Raw genomic sequence first — 20,912 nt, 5'->3', positions numbered from 1 at the left:
CAGGAACCATGAGCAACGCACTCGCCGTCGAGACGCTGCCGAACCAGCCGCTCATCGACTTCACGCGAGAGTTCGACGCCCCCGCCGCGGCCGTCTACGCCGCGCACGCCGACCCCGAGCTGTACGTGCAGTGGGTCGGCCCCGCGAAGTACACGACGCGCGTCACCGAGTGGGAGCACCGCTCGGGCGGCGCCTACCGGTTCGTGCAGTCGGATGCCGGGGACGACCGGGAGCACGGCTTCCGTGGCGCCATCCACACCGCGCGGCCCGGCGAGATGCTGATCCAGACGTTCGAGTGGGAGGGCGCGCCCGATGAGGTCAGCCTCGACATCATCCGCTTCGAGGATCTGCCCGGCGGCCGCTCGCGCATCGTCGCGCGCAGCGTCTTCCCCTCGATCGAGAACCTGCACGCGATGCTGCAGGCGGGCATGACCGACGGCATGGAGGAGGGCTATCGACAGCTCGACGCCATGCTGGCCGCCGAGCGTTGAGGAGCCCGCCATGCTGCGGCAGATCGCCGAGGGCGTCTTCGTGCACGAGAGCGAGTTCCTCCAGAGCAACGCCGTGGTCGTGCAGGGCCGCACCGGCGTGCTCGTCATCGACCCGGGCATCACCGTCGACGAGCTGGCGGGGCTCGCGGAGGACATCCGCGAGCTCGGCCAGTCGGTCGTGGCCGGCTTCTCGACGCATCCCGACTGGGATCACGTGCTCTGGCATCCCGCGCTGGGCGATGCGCCACGCTACGGCACCGCTCGTGGAGCCGCGGCGATCCGCGAGGTGCTGACGCACCCCGCCTGGCAGGATGAGGTCGCCGAAGGGCTGCCGCCGGAGCACGCGCACGAGATCCCGATGGAGCTGCTCGGCCTCATCACCGGGCTGCCCGCCGGTTCCGACCGCATCCCGTGGGAGGGCCCGGTGGTGCGCATCCTCGAGCACCGCGCGCACGCCGAGGGTCACGCGGCGCTGCTGCTCGAGCAGCGCCGGGTGCTCGTCGCCGGCGACATGCTCTCCGACATCCTGATGCCCTTCCTCGATCTGCAGGCGGAGCATCAGATCGACGACTACCTCGCCGCGCTGCAGCTGCTCGAGAGCGTCGCCGAGGGGGCGGATGTCGTGGTCCCCGGGCACGGATCGGTCGGCAGCGCAGACGACCTGAGAGCGCGCATCGCCCAGGATCGCGCCTACGTGCAGGCACTGCAGGCCGGCAGCGAGCCCGACGACCCGCGGGTCGGCCCGGCGGCTCCGCTCGAGTGGCTGCCCGACGTGCATCGGTGGCAGGTGCAGCGCCTCGCCGAGCGGTCGCACGAGGACGGATGAGGCCCTCGGCGACTGCCATGCTGAGCGCATGGCCCAGCCCAACGACCTCCTCGCTGTCCTCGTCGATGCCGACAACGTCTCTGCCGCCAAGATCGGCGCGGTGCTGACAGAGGTGGCACGCTTCGGCACGGCATCCGTCAAGCGCGTCTATGGCGACTGGACCGACACCAAGCTCAAGAGCTGGAAGGCGCCGTCGCAGGAGCACGTGATCCAGCCGATCCAGCAATTCGCCAACACGGTGGGCAAGAACGCGACCGACAGCGCGCTGATCATCGATGCGATGGATCTTCTCTACACGCGTCGCTTCCAGGGCTTCTGCATCGTGTCCTCCGACAGCGATTTCACCCGGCTCGCCTCCCGCATCCGCGAAGAGGGCGTGACCGTGTACGGCTTCGGCGAGCGGCAGACGCCTGAGGCCTTCCGGAACGCATGCGATCGGTTCACCTACCTCGACGTCATCGACGAGCCTGAGGTCGAGGACAGCTCGACTGCGCCAACGCGAGTGCCCTCCCCCAAGCTGCGCGGCGACACCAAGCTCGTCTCAGGGTTGCGCCTGAGCATCACAACGGCGTCAGGCGAGGATGGCTGGGCGGATCTCGGCGCGGTCGGGCAGCTGATGCGCAAGCAGCATCCCGACTTCGACTCGCGCAACTGGGGCTACATCAAGCTGTCGGACCTGGTGCGGGCAACAGAGCTGTTCGTCGTCGAACCACGACCAGCCGGAGGCCTGCGCGTCCGCAGCAAGAAGAACGGCGCCTGATCCAGTGACCGACGTGGTGCTCGACCTCGACGGCGTGCTGTCGACGCGCGACACGTTCGCGTCGCTGCTCGTCGCCGCCGCGCGCCGTGCGCCGCTCACCGGCATCCGCAGCACCTCCGAGCTCGTGCGCTGGGTTCGCGCGGGCCACGACGTGCCGCGGCACGCCGCTGCCACGCGCGAAGTGGCTCGAGCACTCCTGCGAGGCGTGACGGAACCGACCTACGACGCGCTCGCGCTCGACGTCGGCAGCCGGTTGGGCAGGGTCGCGGCGCGCCCTTCGATGGTCGAGGTCGCCGCCCGAGCCCGCGATGCAGGCGCCCACATCGTCGTCGCCACCGGGTCCGAGCACCGGCTCGCCGCGGCGTTCCTGGCCGCGGCCGGCGTCGAGCACGACCTGCTGCTCGCCTCCACACTGCGGTGGACGCCGAGCGGCCCGGTCTTCGACCGGCACATCCGTGGCGATGGCAAGCTCGCGGCGCTCCGCGATGCCGGCGTCGACATCGAGCGTCGGCGCTTCTGGACCGACTCGTTCGACGACTTCCCCACTGCCCGAGCCGCAGCATCCGTCGTCCTGGTCTCCCCGTCACGCCACTCGGCGGAGCGCTACCGCGCGTCCGGGCTCGAGACGACGACGATCCGGTGAGCCTGCGGGCGCGCGCTGCTCAGGCGGGCGCAGCGCCCGGCTCGACCGTGTCGCGCAGCCGCGGCGCCCACAGCAGCGCCGCCGCGGCGAGCACGGCGAGCGCGCCGAACGTGCCGACCGCGGCAGGGCCGAAGCCCACGAGGTCGCTCAGCCGGCCGACGCCGAGCGCCGCGACGGCGGCCTCCGCGTACGTCACCGCCGCGTAGACCGAGGCGAGGGCGCCCTGCTGGGAGCTGCGCGCGCCGAGGGTGAAGACGACGAGCGCGGCCCGGTAGGCGATGCCGGCGCCGGCGCCGATCGCCACCAGCCCCACGACACCAGCGATCGGCTGCGCCCAGACCACGGCGACAGCGACCGAGGCGGCGCCGAGCGCGAGCAGCAGCATGCCGCTCAGCCACGGTGCGACGCGCGCGAGCGCCGGGCTCGCGAGCTGCAGCGCACCGCTCGCGACCAGCAGCAGCGCGGGCCCGAGCGCCTGCACGGCCGTCTGCCCGAGCTCCGCGAAGATCGTCGCGCTGAAGACGACGCTGATGCTGAGCGCCGCCCAGGTGATGCCGCCCGCCAGCAGCAGCGGCACCGCACGAGCGGGCAACGGCATCCGCTGCCGTGTTCCGACCTGCAGCGCGCCCGTCTGGTGCTCGAGCGCCCGCGCATTGGGGCGCCGACGCACCCAGAGCACCACCGCGAGCACCACGGCGAGCACCGCCGCGATGGCCGCGTGCCCCAGGAACACCGGTGCCGGGGCCGCCGCGCCGAGCAGCGAGACGAGCAGCTGCGCCCCCACCGTGCCCACGACGGCGCCCGCGATGTTGCCGGTCGACGTGATCGCGCGGCCGGCGGCGCCGATCGTGCCCACGACGAGCGCCGAAGCCGCGCCCGTGCCGAGGCCGCCCGCCACGCCCACGAGCACCCGGGAGGCGAGGATCGACCACGGCTCGGGGTGCACGGCGAACAGGTCGGAGGCGATGAGCACGACGAGGCTGACCAGCAGCAGCCAGGGCGCGTGGCGGGCGAAGCGCGGGTTCGCGAGCAGCGACAGCACCGCCACGAGCGCGCCGACGTAGAGCACGAAGGTCAGCGACAGCACGAGAGCGCTGAGGTCGAGCTGCTCGCGGTAGACGGGCAGCAGCGGGTTGATGGCGTTCGAGACCACCAGCTGCATAGCGAACGCGGCCGACACGAGCGCCGTCTGCAGCAGGGCGAGGCGATGCGAACGTGCGGTCACGATGCTCCCGACGGCCCTGCGACAGCGATGATCCCCGCCGTCCCGGGAGTCCTCGGCATTCCTGACCCCACCATCCTGGCGGAGTTCCCGCGCCGCGAAGACTGCGCGAGCGGTCTAGTGGATGCGGTGCCCGGTCGTCGGGTCGAAGGCGATGATGCTCCCCGCCCCCACCGAGAACGCGAGCTCGGCGCCGATCGCCGGGTGCGCGCCCTTCGGCAGCCGCGCGGTCCAGCGCACGCCGTGACCGGTGCCGTAGACGTAGGTGTCGGAGCCGAGCTCCTCCACCAGCTCGACGGTGATGCGCACGAGCGCCGCATGGTCCCCCGGCTCCGCCACGACCGTGAGGTCCTCGGGGCGGATGCCGTAGGTCAGTCGGGTGCCGGAATGTCCCGTTGCGGCCCGGAACGGCAAGGCGAGATCGCCCACCTGCGCACCCGACGCATCCGACCACGTGCCTTCGACGAGGTTCATCTGCGGTGAGCCGATGAAGCCGGCGACGAACAGCGTCTCGGGCTCGTCGTAGAGCTCGCGGGGCGTGCCGACCTGCTCGATGCGGCCCTGGTTCATGACGACCACGCGGTCGCCCATCGTCATCGCCTCGGTCTGGTCGTGCGTGACGTAGACGGTGGTGACGTCGAGCTTGCGCTGCAGGGCGGCGATCTGGCCGCGGGTCTGCACGCGCAGCTTCGCGTCGAGGTTCGAGAGCGGCTCGTCCATCAGGAAGACCGCCGGGCGGCGCACGATGGCGCGGCCCATCGCCACGCGCTGCCGCTGGCCGCCCGAGAGCTCGCGGGGCTTGCGGTCGAGCAGCTCGTCGAGCTCGAGCAGCTCGGCGGCGTCGGCGATCAGCCGCTTGCGCTCGGCGGCCGGCACCTTCGCGTTCTTCAGCGAGAACTCGATGTTGCCGGCCACCGTCATGTGCGGGTAGAGCGCATAGCTCTGGAACACCATGGCAACGTCTCGCTGACTGCCGTCGACGCCCGTGACGTCGCGGTCGCCGAACGCGATGCTGCCTGCCTCGGGGAACTCGAGGCCCGCGAGCGCGCGCAGCGTCGTCGACTTGCCGCACCCCGAGGGGCCGACGAGCACGAGCAGCTCTCCGTGCTGGATCTCGAGGTCGATCGCGTCGATCGAGGGCCTCGAGGCTCCGGGGTAGGTGAGCGTGACGTCATGCAGCGAGACGTTGACCATGGTGTGGATTCCTTCGGAAGGGGTCGGGTCAGCCCTCGAGCTGGGGCTTCAGGTCGTTCTCGTACAGGCCCTCGAGCTCGGCCTGCATCGCGCCGAGCGCCTCCGCCACATCGACGTCGGAGGTGAGGATCTGCTGCAGGCCGGTCGCGAGCGTCAGGTCGCCGCCCGGCAGGAAGACGCGCATGAAGTCCTGCGTGCGCGTGCGGCTCTCGAGCTGGTCGACCGCCACCTCGAAGTTCGGGTTCTCGGCGTAGAGCGAGCTGGCGTCGGCGTCGGAGCGCACCGGCATGTAGCCCGTCTGCGACGAGAAGGCGACGGTGTTCTCGGCGCTCGTCAGGTGGTCGGCGAGCATCGCCGCGGCGAGCTGCTCCTCGGGCGTCGAGGCCGCCGAGATGGCGATGCCGGCGCCGCCCGTGGGCACGACGAGCTCCTGCTCGACGGGGCCGCCCGGGAGGAACGCCACACCGACCTCGAAGGCTGCGGTCTCGGTGACGCCGCCGAGCGAGCCGGTCGAGCCGATGAACTGGCTCGTCGCACCGGCCGCGAAGTCGTCGGCGGGCGAGTTGCTGGAGACGTTCGCCCAGCCGGCCTGCACGGCGTCCTGCGCGAACTGCACGGCCTGCACGGTGCCGTCGCTGGTCATCGCGCTTGCATCCCACTCGTCAGACCAGCCGCCGCCGTAGCCCCAGACCAGGTTGTTCATCATCCAGGCGGGGTAGTCGGCCGCGGGCGGGAAGGTGAAGGCGGTCTCGGTGACGCCGGCCTCGATGAGCGCCTGCGAGTTGGCCTGCACCTCATCCCACGTGGTGGGCGCGGCGGTGAGGCCGGCCTGCGCGTAGTGGTCCTTGTTGTAGTAGTAGATGGTCGTCGAGCGCGCGTACGGCACGGCGAAGTGCGCGTCCTCGTAGAGGTAGTCGTCGAAGAGCGTCTCGTTGTAGGTGGAGGTGTCTCCCCCGGCCGCGGCGAACGTGTCGTCGAGCGCGAGCAGCGAGTCGTTGACGTAGTTCGTGAACCAGGTCGCGTCAGACATCACGACGAGGTCGCCCACGTCGCCAGAGGTCTGCGCGGTCTGGAAGCGCTGCGAGACCTCCTCGTAGTTGGCGCCGGCGGTGACGATCTCGACCTCGATGCCGGTCTCCTCGGTGAACGCCTCGACGAGCTGCTGCTCGATCTCCTGCGAGCCGCCCGGGTGGTTCGTCCAGAAGCTGATCGACTCGGCCGGCTCGATCGAGGCCCAGTCGACCTCGGCGGCGGCACCCGCGTCGGTCGCGCCGACGGCCGGGCCGCAGGCGGTGAGCCCGAGCGCCGCGACGCCGAGCGCCGCGAAGGTGGTGGTGACGCGCTTGGCGCGCGTCGAGGGGATGCGGTGGGACATGGTGCTCCTCGGTGAGATGGATGCGGGGTGACGGTTGGTCTGGTGGCTCACTTGACAGCGCCTTGCGTGAGGCCGCTGACGATGAAGCGCTGCATCGCGGCGAACACGATGAGCACGGGCAGGATCACGAGCACGGCGCCGGCCATCAGGTAGCCGTAGCTGCCGGTCTGCCCCTCGATGGTCTGGAGCAGGTTGAGGCCCACCGGCAGGGTCATCGTGTCGACGGAGTCGGTGATGATGAGCGGCCACATGAAGTTGTTCCACTCACCGACGATCGTGACGAGCGCGACCGTCGCGATGGTGGGCGCCGAGACGGGCGCGACGATGCGCCAGAGCCGCTTCAGGTGGCCGGCGCCGTCGAGCTTGGCGGCCTCGAGCAGATCCTTCGGCAGCGTCTTGAACTGCTGCCGCAGCAGGAAGGTGCCGAAGGCGGTGCCGAGCCCGGGGAGGATGATGCCCCAGAGCGTGTTGCGCCCGCCCATGGCCGAGATCGTCATGTAGTTCGGCAGCAGCGCGGCCTCGGGCGGCACCATGAGCGCCACCAGGATCGCGATGAAGACGACGTTCTTGAACCGGAAGTCGACGAAGACGAGTGCGTAGGCCGTGGTGACGGCGAGCAGCACCTTGATCGCCGATCCCACGACGGTGACGATCAGGCTGTTGCCCAGCACCGTCAGCAGCGGCACCGTGTCGGCGACGTGGCGGTAGTTGTCGAGCGTCGGCTCCTGCGGCAGGAGCGTGGGCTGCATCGTGATGATCTCGCCCGCGGGCTTGAACGAGGCGATCGCCATCCAGAGCAGGGGCAGCACGATGACGGCGAGCGCGAGCAGGATCGGCAGGTAGCCGCCGAGCACGGTCGCGACGATGTTGCGCCGCGAGAAGGCCTGGCGCCAGTCGGCGAGGTGGGTGGAGCTCATGCGTAGTGCACCCGCTTCTCGACGAACCGCATCTGGAAGGCGGTGATGGCGAACAGCACGACGAAGAGCACCACCGAGATCGCGGCCGCGTAGCCGGCGTTCTGGTAGGGCCCGAAGCCCTGCAGGTAGAGCTCGAAGACGATCGTGTTCGTGCCGTTGCCCGAGGGCGTCATGATCTTCAGGATGTCGAACGCCTGCATCGAGCTGAGGATGGTCGTGACGGTCAGGAAGAACACCGTCGGCGACAGCAGCGGCAGCGTGAGCTTGAAGAAGCGCGTGAGCGCCCCGGCGCGGTCGATGCGCGCGGCCTCGATCAGGTCGCTCGGGATCGACTGCAGCCCGGCGAGGAACACGACGGCGCAGAACCCGAGGTTCTTCCAGACGTAGACCATCATCACCATGCCGAGCGCGAGGTCGCCGTCGAGGTACCACTCGGGCGAGCTCGCGCCGAAGGCGCGGAACACGTGGCCGAGCACCCCCAGCTGCGGGTCGAAGATGAAGTTCCACACCATGCCCACGCCGACGCCGGAGAGCACGTAGGGCGAGAAGACCGCCGTGCGGCTCGCGGTGATGCCGGGGATCTTGCGGTTGAGCGCGAGCGCGACGAGCAGCCCGAGCACCATCGAGGCGACCACGGTGACGACGGTGAACGTGATCGTCACGCGCCACATCTCCGCGCCCTGCGCCGAGGTGAAGAGCCGCACGTAGTTGTCGAGGCCTGCGCTCGTCGCGCTCGTGGCGCCCATGCGCCAGTTGAGGGTCGAGTAGTAGACGTTGCTCAGCAGCGGGAAGTAGATGAACGTCGCGATGAGCAGCAGGTTCGGCCCGGCGAAGGCGAAGAACACCAGCGCATCACGGCGCCGCTGGCGACGGCGATGCGGAGAGGGGGCGGGCACACGCCGAGGTTGTCCGGCCGCGCTGAACCGCAACTGTCGCGCAGGCGACCCGCAGGGGTGCTTCAGGTGAACGCGGCGTTATCTGACTTCACTGTCCCCCGATGCCGTGTCCCCCGGCGCGAGGTCGGCGCTCTCGTGCCTCAGGCCGGCTGCACCGTGCGGCGCATGACCGTGTTCTTCAACCCCTTGGCGCGCACGAAGGCGAAGCCGGCCTGCTCGTACATCGCGCGGGTGCCGTTGTAGACGAACGAGTTGTTCATGCGCTGCTCGCCGACCTCGTGCGGGTAGCCCTCCACCACCCCGCCGCCTCGCGCCGCGATCATGGCGAGCGCGCCGTCGAGCGCCACCTTCGCGTAGCCGTGCTTGCGGTAGCGCTTGTCGACGAAGATGCAGGTGACGCGGTAGTCGGGCAGCACGTCGACCTCGGCGAGGTACTGCTTGCGGTGGTGGATGTTCGGCAGCTCATCCGGTGTGCCGAACTCGGCCCACGCGATCGCCTCGTCGCCGAGCATCACGAGCGCCGCGTGCGCCACTCCGCCCTCGACCAGCCGCTGCTTCAGCGCACGGCTGCCGTCATACCCCGGCCCGCGCTCGAGCGACTGGTCGTGGAAGTAGGTGCACCAGCACCCGCCGAAGATCCCGTTGTGCCGCTCAACCATGGCGGCGAACGCGTTCCAGGTCTGCGCGGTCAGCGGCTGGATCGAGTAGTCGTCCGTCGCCATGCCGCTGATCGTAGACGCGCCCTGCGGCGCGGTCTACGGATGACGGAAGGCGAGCGGATGCGGCGATGCCGTCTGGCAGATTCCCTGACCGTCGCGCGCGCATCACGGATAGGCTCGCCGGCCATGGAAATGCTCACCGGGGAGCAGATCGCCACCTCAGACCTGACCGACTGGCGCAAGCTCGCCCAGGGACTGCACGCCCGGTTCCTCATCGACGACTTCCGCGCCGGCGCACGCTTCCTCGTGGAACTGGGCGAAGCGGGCGACGCGCTCGGGCATCACCCGATCGCGTCGATCGGCGCAGGCTATGTCGACCTGAAGCTCATCAGTGACCACGCCGTCTACCGCGACGGCGAGGGCACCGAGCATGTGGTCGAGTGGGTCACCCAGCGAGATGTCGACCTGGCGCGGCGGATCAGCGAGATCGCCGCCGACCATCGGCTCGACGCCGACCCGGGCGCGGTCAGCGTCATTGAGCTCGGCCTCGACACCGCGCGGTCTGCGACCATCGCCCCGGTGTGGGCGGCCCTGCTCACCGGCAGCGGCGACGCCCAGGGGCACGGCTCCCCCAGCGACGAGATCCGCGACGCCACCGGCCGAGTGCCGAACCTCTGGTTCGGCGACGCGGGAGAGGACCCCCAGCAGCGGTTCCACCTGGAGGTCTACGTAGCGCCCGAGGTGGCAGATGAGCGGATCGCCGCCGCCCTCGCCGCCGGTGGCACCCTCGTCGACGACAGCAAGTCGCCCTGGCTCACGGTGGTCGCCGACCAGGACGGCAATCAGGGCGTCGTCTGCGTCGACGCATCCGCGATCAAGACGGACTGACCGGAGTCGGCGATACACGTTGGCGCACGAGCGATCCAGGTCGAGCGGGTGGTGGAGCCGTCGAACCGCGAGCGGTAGGGCAGCGAGCCGAGTCAACGGGAGCGGGCGGCACCGCCGGCGCGGTCACCCACGATGCTGGGTGTGATCCTCAACATCGGGTTCCGCTCGAAGGATGTCGGCAATCTCCTCCTCGGGCCGCGGTGCGATGGTTTGATCGGCCTCCAGCTCAGGAATGCTCGGCTCCCCCGGACTGGGGACGTGATGCTGAGGGGCGTGCTCGTCGCGAGGACACATGGCGACTCCTTCGGTCGTTGGCGGCCACAGTACGCGACGCCGCGGCGACGCACCCACGCTGAGCGCAAGCACTCCCACCCGCTCGTAGCGCGGCTAGCAAGACGGGCAGCAGGCGGGAACAAGTCGGGTGCTGAAATGAGAAAAACCGCGCAGTTGCGCGGTTTTTTGGTGGATCTGGGGGGACTCGAACTCCCGACCCCCTGCCGTCAAGTCCATTGTCAACTCCCTTGTGTTTCGGGCAATAACGAAGCGCTTGTGCTCCCTCACAGTCCTACCGCATCCCTGTGTTTCCCGCACTAACCGCTGCCGCAACCGCCGCCGGCCAGAAGGCGCTGGTGGGCCTAGCGCTGTCGACACGCCCTCGTCGCGGATGCTCGCCCGCGACGTCCACGACGCGATGCGATCGCGATCGTCAGCGCGGAGCGACGGGTTCGGAAACCGTCTGGCCAGCGCGATTCCTGGCTCGAGGAACCGGTTCGTTTTGTGCCACGATGTGCATGGCATGCCCCCTGCCCGCCATGCAGGTTACCCTTTCCGCTGATTTCCGGGCTTTCTTGCCGTCGCTCGATTGGATCTCGTTGCATCACCTTGCACCATCTTGCACCACGTTCCACGCACACTCCGTACCCAACTCCGTACCCGAAACGCGGTGCGGAACCCACAGGAAGTTCACGGAAGTCGGCGCGACTGCAGCCTCTGGCCGCCGGGCTGCATAGTTGCGCGCGCGACGAGGTGGCCCGCTCGGACCAGTGGGCGCCGGCAGGGACAATGGTGCGGTGAGCAGTTCCAAGTTCTTCGACACGTTCCTGGCGGATGCGGCGAACGTCCCGGTCAAGGTGTCGTCGCGCTCGTTTCGGAGCGCAATCGAGGAAGCGCTCATCCACACCTACACCCGCCAAGACCTTGAAACCGTGCTGGCCGAGGAGCTCGAGCTGCCGTGGCCAAGCACGGATCAGCAGCCCACCGACGACCAATTCACCAAGCGCGACGTCGTCAAGGGATACACCGGCGGCTGGGATTTCCCCCGCCTCGTGGCACTTGCGCGCCGCATGGTCGTCGAACTGGAGGTGACCGGCACGTTGCTCGACGACCTGACCGCGTTGCTCGCCGAGTACGACCGCGGGGGCGGTGTCGGCACGCCCGCCAAGAACCTGATCTTCGCTGCGAACGGCCCCAAGCCCGAGTTAGTGCTGCGCGATGCCGTGAACAACGACATCGAGATCGTCCGCAATGGTCAGTTCTGCCTGGTCTTCGACCAGCCGATCCCGGCGGATGGCCTGAGCTACGGCAAGCTCATCGACTGGTGGCGGGAACGGCAGGGCTTCGCTGACGATGTGCCGCAGAGGGACGTCGGGCTGGATCTGCACATCCGGTTGCGGTCATCTCTCGGCGATAACCCGGTCGAGCTTCGCGTCTTCGACGCCTATGCGTCGCGCTACAAACAGCACGGCTTCGGCACCCCGGCGCTGATTCCGCAGGTATACCTGCACTTCGATCCAGCAACCAATCTGGCGCGGCGAACCGCCGGGCAGAGCGGCAGCCCGCTGGCTCGGCAGCGGATGGACTTCCTAATCCTGTTCTCCGACAGGCATCGCGTGGTCCTCGAGGTAGACGGAAAGCAGCACTACGCGAACGGCGACACAGCGAGCCCGAAGCTGTACAGCGAGATGGTCGCCGAGGACCGCCGGCTCCGGCTCTCCGGTTACGAAGTCTACCGATTCGGAGGGGCGGAGCTGATGAAGCCCGGAGCAGACGAAATGCTCGCCGAGTTCTTCGACCTGCTGGTCGAGCGCATGCGCTGAACGACCCTGCTGCAGCCAGAGCTCCCCGGCCTCGTCGAGAGATCTGGCGGGTGCTCAGGGCGTCTCGACACCGCAAGGCCGGAAGGACCGGCCGAGTCCGCCACGTCCGCGTGGCACCAATGCGTTTTCATGTGTCGAGGAAGAGCGACCACACGCTGCCGGCGGTCGACAGCAACAGACCTGTGAGTGCGATCAACACGTCGCCCCGCGTCGCCCTCAGCACCGCGTCTAGTAGCCGCTCGGATTCGCGTGCCGCCAGCTGCGTCAAGTTGCCGTAGGACGGGCGCACAACGTCGTGCCTCGCATACACAGCATCCCAGTATGGTCGCGTCGCATTAAGCCCGGCGTCGATGCTGGAGGGTGATAACCCCTCGGCTTCGAAGCGCGCCCTCAATCTCGCGTCCGAGGCTCGCTCCTCTTCAGAGAGCTGAGGCATCAGCTCGAGTCGCTTCCGCGCCATCTCAGCCTCTGTCCGGGCGTCGATGAATATTCGCCACAAGCCGAACGCTGTTATAAGGAAGCCGACAACCGTCAGCGCGAGAACAGCTGCTTGCTCAACGGGCATCGCGAGATGATATCCGGTTGGTCTCGTAGTCGAGTGTCCGCTAACACTGAGCGATTGGAGCGCTCGCGCCATCAACAGATGGCAGCGGACGGAGGCGTCGGTCTGATGATTCGTTAGGTCACCTGGAGCGAGCCGCAAGCATTTCGACCTGCCCTGAAGTGCAGGCACAGCGCCACACCGGGCCTCGAGAGCCTGCATCTGAAAAACCAGTCAGAATGGCGTGGGCACCGTCCATCGACTGATCAGCAGGGAAGCAATGACGCTCGACTTCACACCATCGACTCGAATGACCCAGCAGCAGTTGGAGTCCACCCTCTGGGCCGCCGCCAACGCGCTGCGCGGCCCAGTTGACCCGGGCGACTTCAAGGCCTACGTCTTCCCGGTGATGTTCTTCAAGTGGATCAGCGACAACTGGGACTTCCAGCACGAGAAGGCGGTCGCGATCTACGGCGACGACCTCGATGACGAGATCGAGGCGGACTATCAGCCCTTCGCGATCCCGGCCGGCTGCCACTGGGACGACGTCTACGGCACGACGTTCAACATCGGCGCGAAGCTCGGCCACACGCTGCAGCGCATCGAGCTCGCGAACCCGGACCTCGCCGGCGTCTTCGGCGACGTGAACTGGGGCAACAAGGACCGCCTGCCCGAGAACGCCCTGGCGACGCTGCTCGACACGTTCCACCCGGTCAAGCTCGATCCCGACCACGTCGAGGGCGACATGCTGGGCGCCGCCTACGAGTACCTGCTGCGCGAGTTCGCGGAGGCGAGCGGCAAGAAGGCGGGCGAGTTCTTCACGCCCCGTCACGTCGTGCACCTGCTCGTCAAGCTCCTCGAGCCGAAGCCCGAGGAGAAGATCATCGACCCGTCGTGCGGCTCCGCCGGGATGCTCGTCGAGACGGTAAACGCCGTCGTTGCCTCCGGCGGCGACCCGCGCACGCTGAAGCTGCACGGGCAGGAGATCAACCTCACTACGAGCGCGATCGCCAAGATGAACCTCTACCTGCACGGGCTCCGCGACTTCGACGTGCGCCGCGGCGACACGCTCCGCGACCCAAAGCACGTCACGCGCGGCAAGCTCGACAAGTTCGACGTCGTCATCGCCAATCCCCCATTCAGCCTGCAGAACTGGGGCGCCGCCGAGTGGTCGAACGACCCCTACGGCCGCAGCGCCTGCGGCCTCCCGCCGGCCAAGAACGCCGACTACGCCTGGATTCAGCACATGGCCGCCGCCATGGACGAGGAGACGGGCCGCGTCGGCGTGGTCATGCCGCACGGTGTGCTCTTCCGCGGCGGCAAGGAAGGCGCGATCAGGCAGTGCCTCATCGCAGAGCAGGACCTCATCGAGGCCGTCATCGGCCTGCCAACGAACCTCTTCTACTCGACCTCCATCCCGGTCGCGATCCTGATCCTCCGCAAGCGCAAGCCCGCCGAGCGCCAGGGCAAGGTGCTCTTCATCGACGCCTCCGCGCGATTCAAGCCCGGCAAGAACCAGAACACGATGGACGACGCCGACGTCGACGCGATCCACGCCGCCTACACGCGCGGCGAGGACATCGACGGCGAGGGCGGTCTCCACCTCCGCCTCGTCGACCACGAGGAGATCGCCGCCACCGGCTACGACCTCAACATCGGCCGCTACCTCTCCGTCACCGAGCACGCCGAAGTCGACGTCGAAGCAGCGCTCGCGTCGTACCGCGACGCGCGCGCCGCGCTCCGCGAGGCGGAGCGCACCCTCGACGCCAAGCTCGCCGCGGCAGGCTTCGATGCGTGAGGGGTGGGCGCCGACCGCACTCGGTGACGTTCTCTCGCAGGCCAGTGACCCGTTTCAGGTCGACCGGGCTGCGGAGTACGTCAACCTCGGCGTTCGCTGGTACGGGGAAGGCGTGTTCGCCCGAGAGTCGAAGCGCGGAGCGGACATCAAGGGGAGCCGGCTCTACCGCGTGCGCGCCGGACAGTTCACCTACAACCGCCTCTTCGCCGGCATGGGGTCATTCGGTCTCGTGCGAGACCAGCATTCCGACGGCGTCGTGTCCAACGAGTTCCCGCTGTTTGACGTCGACGACCGCCGGCTCGTGCCCGCGTACCTCGATCTCTTCTTTCAGCAGCCGTCTGTCTGGGCACGCGTCACGGAGCAGTCCACCGGCACGACGAAGAGCCGACTGCGGTGGAAGGAGCATCAACTACTCGCATTCCAACTGCCCCTCCCGCCCCTCGCCGAGCAGCGCCGCATTGTCGACCTGATCGGCGCGGTCGACGATGCGATCGAGAAGGCCGAGGCGAGCGCGGCTGCGGCAGGCGACGTATACCGATCGCTGGCCGACCGCCTCTTCCGCAGTCCCCCGGCGTCCCGTCTCGGCGACCTCGCTGAGACCGTGCCCGGTGCGAACTGGAGTAAGGCCGACGAAGCCGGGTCCGCGGAGGATGGTTATGAGGAGGTGGTCGGCATCGGTGTAACCGGCGCTGCTGGGCTCGACTTCAGCAAGATGAAGTACGTCGCGGGCCTGCCTGCGGGTGTCCATCGCCTGCGAAAGAGCGATCTTCTGGTCGTGCGAACCAATGGCAACGCCGAACGGATCGGAAACGTCTACTCTGCCGAGGCACTTGAGGGCCGTCCGTTCTCCGCCTTCCACCTCGGTTTGCGCCCAAAGTCCGAGGCCAACGCTGCGCTGATTTTCCATGCTCTGTCGTCACCGGCAGCTCAGCGCGCGCTAACCGGGATGACCTCGGGAAGCACGGGTCTAAAGAACCTGGCTGCTAAGAAGCTTCTCGAACTCCAAGTGCCCAGCACGACCGACGAATCCTTCCTGGAGTCGCTCGAGGTGGCGAGCTCCACTGTGCGTCAGCACCTGACCGGCATCGCCACGCTCCGCGACCTCCGCGCGAAGGCGCTCCCCGCCCTCCTCTCAGGCGAGCACGCGGTCCCGGACGAGTACGACGAAGTGATGGAGGTAGCGGCGTGACAGCATGGGTCGTGCGTGCGGGCAAGCACGGCGAGAATGAGCAGCACAACCTCCAGCGAGGCCGTGTGACGGTCGGGTGGGCGGACACTGGCGAACTGTCGCGCTGCCGATCGCGCGAGGACGTGCGGGCAAGGCTCGAGGTGATCTGGCCGGGCATGACGCAAAAGCAGCTCGGCAACTTCACCGGCCAGTTGTGGGCATTCCGGGACATGATCCAGCCCGGCGACCTGATGCTGCTACCGCTGAAGACGAAGCCCGGTTACATCCAGTTTGGACGAGTCACCGGCGACTACGCGTTCGACGCAACTGAGCCTGAACCGACGAGGCGCCACTTCCGCCCGGTCGAGTGGCTCGGCGAGCCTGTGGCGCGGGCCGTGATCGACGAGGACCTCCTGCTGATCCTGGGCGCGTACCTCACCGTCTTCAGTCCATCGCGCAACAACGCCGCCGAGCGACTGGAAGCGATCGCTGAGACTGGCAGCGATCCGGGGCTAGGTGCAAGCGCGGTTCCTGAGCCCGCCCCGAGGACAGCCGAGAGCGAAGACTCCGCAGATGTCACCGACCCTGAGCTAGTGCCTACGCTCGAGACGATTCGTGATCGGGTTCGCTCGCATGTCGCTGCGTCGTTCCGTGAGCACCGACTCACCGGACTGGTCGCGGACATCCTCACCGTTCTCGGCTACCACTGCGAGGTATCCCCTCCCGGCCCGGACGGCGGGGTCGACATCCTGGCCGGCCGAGGCCCTCTCGGGCTCGACTCGCGGATCGTCGTCGAAGTGAAGTCGGAGCCGTCGCCGATCGGAGCCTCGGTCGTTCGCGGCCTCCACTCCGCTTGGATGCAACACCAGGCTCAACAAGGCCTGCTCGTGGCGTGGGGTGGACTCACAAAGCCCGCGGCTTCGGAGTTCAAGAAGCTCACCTGGCTGCGAGTGTGGGACGCTGAAGCGCTCCTCGAGAAGCTGTTCGAGACGTACGAGCATCTGCCGGCGGCCACCAAGGAGCAGATTCCTCTTCGCCAGGTCTGGGTACTCGACGACGACGAGACGAGAGACGCATGACCGGGCTCGGCGAGCACCTGAGCGTGCGACAGCCTCTCGTGGCCGCGCTGGTCGCGGTCGGTTGGAAGCACGTCCCTGCCCACCGGCTCGAGCGCGAGCTCGAGTCGCCGCTCATCGAGCGCGAGTTGACCAGCGCGCTCGAGCGCCTGAACCCGCTCGTCGCGGAGGCGCCGGAGCGCGCTGAGGAGGTGCTGCGGCCGCTGCGTGCGGCATTGCTCTCCGCTCGCGAGGCGGGTCTGGTCGTCGCGAATCGCGACATGGCCGAGTGGCTCCGCGGCTCCCAATCCGTGCGTTTCCTGGGCGCCCCGCACGACGCGCCCGTCAGGCTCATCGACTTTGAGGACCCAGCGGCGAACAGCCTCATCGTCTCCGAGGAGGTCTCTTTCGGCGTGCCCGGGCACACGGCGCGCTTCGACCTCGTGCTGTGGGTGAACGGCCTCCCGCTGGCGGTCCTCGAGCTCAAGTCGCCGGTGAAGCACCAGATCACCTGGGCGAACGGCGCCACCGAGCTCGTCCGGGATTACCAGCCGGGGTGGCCGGAGTTCTTCGTGCCGAACGTGCTCGTTGCCGCGTGCGACGGCCGCGAACTGCACTACGCCGGCGTTGGCGCGCCGGTCGAGGCGTGGAGCCCGTGGGGCGACTTCGACGAGCCGTACCCGCTGCAGCGCGTGCTCGACGCCGCCTCCGACCTGCTCTCGCCCGCGCGAGTGCTGTCGTTCCTGCGCGACTTCACCCTCTTCGAGACCCCCGAGGACAATGCCTCGGCGGAGCTCGTGAAGCTGGTCGCCCGCTACACGCAGGTCCAGTCCGTCGAACTCATCACTGCCCGCGCCCTCGATCCGGAGCGCAACCGCGGGCTGATCTACCACACGCAAGGCTCCGGCAAGACGCTCGCGATGGTCTTCGCCGCCGCCCGGCTGCTGCGCGAACCGGCGATGCAGAACCCGACGATCGTGCTCGTCGCCGACCGGCTGCAGCTCGTGCGACAGCTATGGGATCAGTTCCGCACCGCGAGCATGCCGCGGCTCGTCGTCCCGCAGAGCGCCGCGGCGCTGCGGAGCGCGCTCGGCCAGCAGGACCGGCGCGGCATGATCTTCGCCACCGTGCAGAAGTTCGCAGGCGCCGGCGTGCTCAACCAGCGCAGCAACATCGTCCTCATGGCTGATGAGGCGCACCGCACGCAGGAGGGTGATCTCGGCACGACCATGCGCGCGTCGCTGCCGAACGCTTCCATGTTCGGCTTCACCGGCACCCCGATCGCCGAGCTCGACCGCAGCACGTTCCGCACCTTCGGCGACGAGTCCGACGAGGGCCGCGTCCTCCACTCCTACGACGCGGGCCAGTCGATCCGCGACGGCATGACAGTGCCGCTGCACGTGAGCCCCCGCAAGGTCGAGTTCCGACTCGACAAGGAGGCGCTCGACGAGGCGTTCGACGCGCTCCGCACCGCCGAGGGCCTCGACGAGGCAGACGCCGACGTGCTCGCCCGCCGCGCCTCGCGCGTAAGCACCTTCTTCGGCAACCCCGACCGCGTCCGGCAGGTGTGCGCCGACGTCGTCGACCACTTCTACTCGCACGTCGACCCGTCCGGCATGAAGGCGCAGGTCGTCGTCTACGACCGCGCCGCCTGCGTCGCCTACACCGAGGAGCTCCGGCGCCTGCTCGAGGAGCGCGGCACCGGCGACGAGGTCGAGGTCGTGATGACCGTCGAGGAGGCCAAGGGCGACGACGGCACCTGGGCGAAGTACAAGCTCACCGAGCAGGAAGAGGAGCGCGTGCTCTCGCGCTTCCGCACCTACGGAGATCCGCTGAAGTTCCTGGTCTGCACTTCGAAGCTCGGCACCGGCTTCAACGCCCCGATCGAGGGCGTCATGTACCTCGACAAGCCGCTCAAGCGCCACACGCTCTTCCAGACGATCACCCGGGCGAACCGCACCTGGCGGAACCCAGAGACCGGCAAGGACAAGCGCTACGGCACGATCGTCGACTACGTCGGGCTCGGCGACGAGTTCGCCGAAGCTATGAAGCCCGCGCAGGCCGGTCAGGACGGGCCCGACATCGACGAGGACGCGCTGCTTCAGACGTTCGAGCAGCAGCTGCACGTCGCCATGCTGCGCTTCGCGGGCCTCGACTACGCGCACCCGACCGCACACACGCTGATCGATGCGCAGCAGCGCATGCCGAAGCCTGCTGACCGCGATGAGTTCGCCGCCGCGTACCTGATGCTCGAAGGGATCTGGGAGACCCTCGCTCCCGACGCGCGCCTCTACCCGCACAAGCCCGCCTACCGCTTTATAGCGCAGCTGTACCGGAACATGACGCCTTCCGACACCGGCGACAACCTGCTCTGGCAACGGCTTGGCGCGAAGACGCTCGAGCTCGTCTACGAGCACATGCGCGACGTACGCGTCACTTCTGAGGCTGACGTGGTGATCGCCGACGTCGACACCATCCGCGACCTCATCGAGAGCGGTCCCGCCGACCTCGAGGGAGTCGAAGACCGGACCGTCGATGAGATCATCGACAGCATCGCCGCGCGTCTCAAGAAGCGACTGCAGGGCGCGAATGGGGATCACCCCGTGTACCGGTCGCTCGCCGAACGACTCGACCAGTTGCGGGCGCGAGCGCTCGAAGCTGCCCAGGCATCGATCGACTGGCTGCGCGCAGCGTTCGAGCTTGCGAAGGACGTCACCGAAGCCGAGCGCGCAGAGGACGAGGCAGGCGCAGCTGGCCTGAGCCTTCTCCCGGACCCTCGCATCGGAGCCCTCACCGCGATCTTCCGAGAAGCAGCACCCCAGCAAGCGCCAGACATGATCGAGCGCGTAGTGCTCGACATCGACGACATCGTCCGGCAGACCCGCTTCACCGGCTGGGTCGAAACCCGCAAGGGCGACCAGCAAGTCCGGGCCGCCATCCGGGAAGTGCTGAAGCGCCACCTTCTGCTCGGTGAGCCTGGACTCTTCGAGCGCGCCTACGGATACGTCGCCGCCAACTACTAGACCGAGGCTTCGCCCGCGCACGTAAACTCTGCGCATGCGCGCCAGAACGATCCGCATGGCACTCGAACTCAGTGAAGGCGATCTCGAAGTGATCGCGCGTGCGGCCGAACGCCTCGACAGCTCTCCGGAGGAGTTCGTTCGCTACGCGGCGCTTCGGATGGCGCGGCGAGAAGAAGCTCGCACGTCGGACGCCCCTACTGCTCAAGGGGACGCGTCGCCGTACCCATCCCGTCGTTCGCTACGACGAGTGACTCAACCCGCGCGGCTACCGACAGACCAGATTGCGCGACAGCTCGTGGAGTTCCTCGGCCCGCAGCTGGTTGCACTCACGGTCGACGCCAAGCCAGACGAAGTGAAGCGCTGGGGGACGAAGGAAAGCGAGCCGACGCCGGTGCACGAGCGCCGCCTGCGCGAAGCACACGCAGCGTGGCAACTCGTCGTATCAGTGGAGTCGCCAGAAACGACCCGAGCATGGTGGATGGGCATGAAAGACCAACTCGACGATCTCTCCCCCGCCGAAGCGATCGCCCTGGACCGCGCTCCCGCGGTGATGGCCGTGGCGCGCAACTTCCTCGAATCTGGATGACGGCGGGCTCGTACCCAGCCGCGACTCGTACTGGCGCGAGGGTCGTGACGGATCGTCGGTCCCTGAAACGCCAGGCTTGGCCGTGGTTCATGACAGCGCACTGATCACCGTCGCAACGGCATCAGTCACGCCAGATACTTCGGCGCCCCGACAGCGTTCAAACGCAGGTCGACACCGCACTCGAGGCTGAGCGCCGCACCAGAACCAGCTCTTGCGGATCGAAGTGGGCGCTCCGAGTTGCCACCGTTTACCCTGTCGCCATGGGCGACCCGCTGGACACGATTCCGATCGATACATGCCCCCGTTGCGGGACGGTGCTGCAGGAGAGTCGCTGCCGCGGTTGCGGGTACGTCCGGGAGGTGCCGCACGTGCAGCGCCCAGCAGGGGGCGACGCGCTCCCCGGCGTGCGGGGGTAGTCGCCCGGAGCTCCAGCGGGTCCACATGGCCGCCCGGAGGTCCCTTTAGCGCTCGCCCCGCGGGTCATCACATTCACCGTCGCGCCTGCATACGGTCGCCATGGCTCCGGGCCGAGAGCGCACAGTTTGTCGACGGTCGCGCGCCGGACGCTGCGCACGCCGGTCGGCTGCATCCATCGATCGATCGTGTCGAGCCGCCAGGACCCACCGCCAACCTCAAGCGCCACCGGCTTGATCCGCGCGCTGAGGAACACGATCTGAGAGTCGTCCCGCGACGAGTGGCGGACGGCTTTGCGGCCACCGTCGAGGATGAAGTAGCGCGGCCCGGACTGGGTGGTGACGACCCACCAGCCTTCCG

General features: G+C 68.3%; 18 protein-coding genes. 11 read left to right on the top strand and 7 right to left on the bottom strand.

Annotated features, from left to right (window positions below; all coding sequences use genetic code 11):
* The first annotated feature begins 8 nt into the window (after positions 1 to 8).
* From Q9250_RS01845 to Q9250_RS01830, 4 genes are read left to right on the top strand one after another with little or no spacing between them, the layout of a single operon-like run.
* Positions 9 to 491 (top strand): SRPBCC domain-containing protein, encoded by a 483-nt coding sequence (locus Q9250_RS01845; protein ID WP_306232875.1) that lies wholly within the window; start codon positions 9 to 11, stop codon positions 489 to 491.
* Between the two features lie 10 nt (positions 492 to 501).
* On the top strand, positions 502 to 1,317 hold the full coding sequence (locus tag Q9250_RS01840) for an MBL fold metallo-hydrolase (RefSeq protein WP_306232874.1): 816 nt from the start codon (positions 502 to 504) through the stop codon (positions 1,315 to 1,317).
* A gap of 28 nt (positions 1,318 to 1,345) precedes the next feature.
* Positions 1,346 to 2,077 (top strand): NYN domain-containing protein, encoded by a 732-nt coding sequence (locus tag Q9250_RS01835; protein ID WP_306232873.1) that lies wholly within the window; start codon positions 1,346 to 1,348, stop codon positions 2,075 to 2,077.
* A 4-nt stretch (positions 2,078 to 2,081) separates the two neighbouring features.
* Positions 2,082 to 2,720, top strand: coding sequence for an HAD family hydrolase (locus tag Q9250_RS01830; RefSeq protein WP_306232872.1), 639 nt, complete (start codon positions 2,082 to 2,084; stop codon positions 2,718 to 2,720).
* A 19-nt stretch (positions 2,721 to 2,739) separates the two neighbouring features.
* Here Q9250_RS01830 and Q9250_RS01825 read toward each other — a convergent pair whose 3' ends face one another.
* The 6 genes from Q9250_RS01825 to Q9250_RS01800 all read right to left on the bottom strand — a co-directional run bounded on the left by Q9250_RS01825 (position 2,740) and on the right by Q9250_RS01800 (position 9,046).
* The gene (locus tag Q9250_RS01825; RefSeq protein WP_306232871.1) at positions 2,740 to 3,945 is read right to left on the bottom strand and encodes an MFS transporter; all 1,206 of its coding nucleotides are present in this window, start codon (positions 3,943 to 3,945) and stop codon (positions 2,740 to 2,742) included.
* 114 nt (positions 3,946 to 4,059) lie between these two features.
* Complete coding sequence (locus Q9250_RS01820; RefSeq protein WP_306232870.1) at positions 4,060 to 5,136, bottom strand: ABC transporter ATP-binding protein; 1,077 nt, start codon at positions 5,134 to 5,136, stop codon at positions 4,060 to 4,062.
* A gap of 28 nt (positions 5,137 to 5,164) precedes the next feature.
* On the bottom strand, positions 5,165 to 6,511 hold the full coding sequence (locus Q9250_RS01815; protein WP_306232869.1) for an ABC transporter substrate-binding protein: 1,347 nt from the start codon (positions 6,509 to 6,511) through the stop codon (positions 5,165 to 5,167).
* A gap of 47 nt (positions 6,512 to 6,558) precedes the next feature.
* On the bottom strand, positions 6,559 to 7,428 hold the full coding sequence (locus Q9250_RS01810; RefSeq protein WP_306232868.1) for a carbohydrate ABC transporter permease: 870 nt from the start codon (positions 7,426 to 7,428) through the stop codon (positions 6,559 to 6,561).
* On the bottom strand, positions 7,425 to 8,357 hold the full coding sequence (locus Q9250_RS01805; RefSeq protein ID WP_422665061.1) for a carbohydrate ABC transporter permease: 933 nt from the start codon (positions 8,355 to 8,357) through the stop codon (positions 7,425 to 7,427). Before Q9250_RS01805 ends, Q9250_RS01810 begins: the two co-directional genes overlap by 4 nt.
* Positions 8,358 to 8,464: 107 nt before the next feature.
* Positions 8,465 to 9,046, bottom strand: a complete 582-nt coding sequence (locus tag Q9250_RS01800) for a GNAT family N-acetyltransferase (protein ID WP_306232866.1) — start codon at positions 9,044 to 9,046, stop codon at positions 8,465 to 8,467.
* A 123-nt stretch (positions 9,047 to 9,169) separates the two neighbouring features.
* On the opposite strand from Q9250_RS01800, the gene Q9250_RS01795 reads away from it, so the two are divergent.
* Both Q9250_RS01795 and Q9250_RS01790 read left to right on the top strand, forming a co-directional pair.
* Positions 9,170 to 9,871, top strand: a complete 702-nt coding sequence (locus tag Q9250_RS01795; RefSeq protein WP_306233880.1) for a VOC family protein — start codon at positions 9,170 to 9,172, stop codon at positions 9,869 to 9,871.
* Positions 9,872 to 10,941: 1,070 nt separating this feature from the next.
* Positions 10,942 to 11,967, top strand: a complete 1,026-nt coding sequence (locus Q9250_RS01790; protein ID WP_306232865.1) for a hypothetical protein — start codon at positions 10,942 to 10,944, stop codon at positions 11,965 to 11,967.
* A 127-nt stretch (positions 11,968 to 12,094) separates the two neighbouring features.
* Here Q9250_RS01790 and Q9250_RS01785 read toward each other — a convergent pair whose 3' ends face one another.
* A complete protein-coding gene (locus Q9250_RS01785) occupies positions 12,095 to 12,532 on the bottom strand; it encodes a hypothetical protein (RefSeq protein WP_306232864.1) in 438 nt (145 codons plus the stop codon).
* 286 nt (positions 12,533 to 12,818) lie between these two features.
* On the opposite strand from Q9250_RS01785, the gene Q9250_RS01780 reads away from it, so the two are divergent.
* Genes Q9250_RS01780 through Q9250_RS01760 form a run of 5 tightly spaced genes read left to right on the top strand, consistent with a single transcriptional unit; the run spans position 12,819 to position 20,138 of the window.
* Positions 12,819 to 14,306 carry a type I restriction-modification system subunit M gene (locus Q9250_RS01780; RefSeq protein WP_306232863.1) on the top strand — a complete coding sequence of 496 codons (1,488 nt, stop codon included), beginning with the start codon at positions 12,819 to 12,821 and terminating at the stop codon, positions 14,304 to 14,306.
* Positions 14,299 to 15,495: a restriction endonuclease subunit S gene (locus Q9250_RS01775; RefSeq protein ID WP_306232862.1), complete on the top strand. Its 1,197-nt coding sequence runs from the start codon at positions 14,299 to 14,301 to the stop codon at positions 15,493 to 15,495. Before Q9250_RS01780 ends, Q9250_RS01775 begins: the two co-directional genes overlap by 8 nt.
* On the top strand, positions 15,492 to 16,553 hold the full coding sequence (locus Q9250_RS01770) for a restriction endonuclease (protein WP_306232861.1): 1,062 nt from the start codon (positions 15,492 to 15,494) through the stop codon (positions 16,551 to 16,553). The genes Q9250_RS01775 and Q9250_RS01770 overlap by 4 nt, the downstream gene beginning before the upstream one ends.
* Positions 16,550 to 19,552, top strand: a complete 3,003-nt coding sequence (locus Q9250_RS01765) for a type I restriction endonuclease subunit R (protein WP_306232860.1) — start codon at positions 16,550 to 16,552, stop codon at positions 19,550 to 19,552. The genes Q9250_RS01770 and Q9250_RS01765 overlap by 4 nt, the downstream gene beginning before the upstream one ends.
* A gap of 34 nt (positions 19,553 to 19,586) precedes the next feature.
* A complete protein-coding gene (locus tag Q9250_RS01760) occupies positions 19,587 to 20,138 on the top strand; it encodes a hypothetical protein (RefSeq protein WP_306232859.1) in 552 nt (183 codons plus the stop codon).
* Positions 20,139 to 20,912: the final 774 nt, after the last annotated feature.

Source organism: Agrococcus beijingensis (assembly GCF_030758955.1).
In the GTDB taxonomy this organism is placed as follows: Bacteria; Actinomycetota; Actinomycetes; order Actinomycetales; family Microbacteriaceae; genus Agrococcus; species Agrococcus beijingensis.
The sequence above is the reverse complement of the archived record's forward strand: the minus strand, read 5'-3'. Positions and strand labels throughout refer to the sequence as shown.

Coding starts and splice junctions, on each gene's coding strand:
- Q9250_RS01820 (WP_306232870.1), bottom strand. CDS start 5,136: ATGGTCAACGTCTCGCTGCATGACGTCACGCTCACCTACCCCGGAGCC.
- Q9250_RS01800 (WP_306232866.1), bottom strand. CDS start 9,046: ATGGCGACGGACGACTACTCGATCCAGCCGCTGACCGCGCAGACCTGG.
- Q9250_RS01785 (WP_306232864.1), bottom strand. CDS start 12,532: ATGCCCGTTGAGCAAGCAGCTGTTCTCGCGCTGACGGTTGTCGGCTTC.
- Q9250_RS01810 (WP_306232868.1), bottom strand. CDS start 7,428: ATGAGCTCCACCCACCTCGCCGACTGGCGCCAGGCCTTCTCGCGGCGC.
- Q9250_RS01780 (WP_306232863.1), top strand. CDS start 12,819: ATGACCCAGCAGCAGTTGGAGTCCACCCTCTGGGCCGCCGCCAACGCG.
- Q9250_RS01815 (WP_306232869.1), bottom strand. CDS start 6,511: ATGTCCCACCGCATCCCCTCGACGCGCGCCAAGCGCGTCACCACCACC.
- Q9250_RS01840 (WP_306232874.1), top strand. CDS start 502: ATGCTGCGGCAGATCGCCGAGGGCGTCTTCGTGCACGAGAGCGAGTTC.
- Q9250_RS01845 (WP_306232875.1), top strand. CDS start 9: ATGAGCAACGCACTCGCCGTCGAGACGCTGCCGAACCAGCCGCTCATC.
- Q9250_RS01765 (WP_306232860.1), top strand. CDS start 16,550: ATGACCGGGCTCGGCGAGCACCTGAGCGTGCGACAGCCTCTCGTGGCC.
- Q9250_RS01795 (WP_306233880.1), top strand. CDS start 9,170: ATGGAAATGCTCACCGGGGAGCAGATCGCCACCTCAGACCTGACCGAC.
- Q9250_RS01835 (WP_306232873.1), top strand. CDS start 1,346: ATGGCCCAGCCCAACGACCTCCTCGCTGTCCTCGTCGATGCCGACAAC.
- Q9250_RS01760 (WP_306232859.1), top strand. CDS start 19,587: ATGCGCGCCAGAACGATCCGCATGGCACTCGAACTCAGTGAAGGCGAT.
- Q9250_RS01775 (WP_306232862.1), top strand. CDS start 14,299: ATGCGTGAGGGGTGGGCGCCGACCGCACTCGGTGACGTTCTCTCGCAG.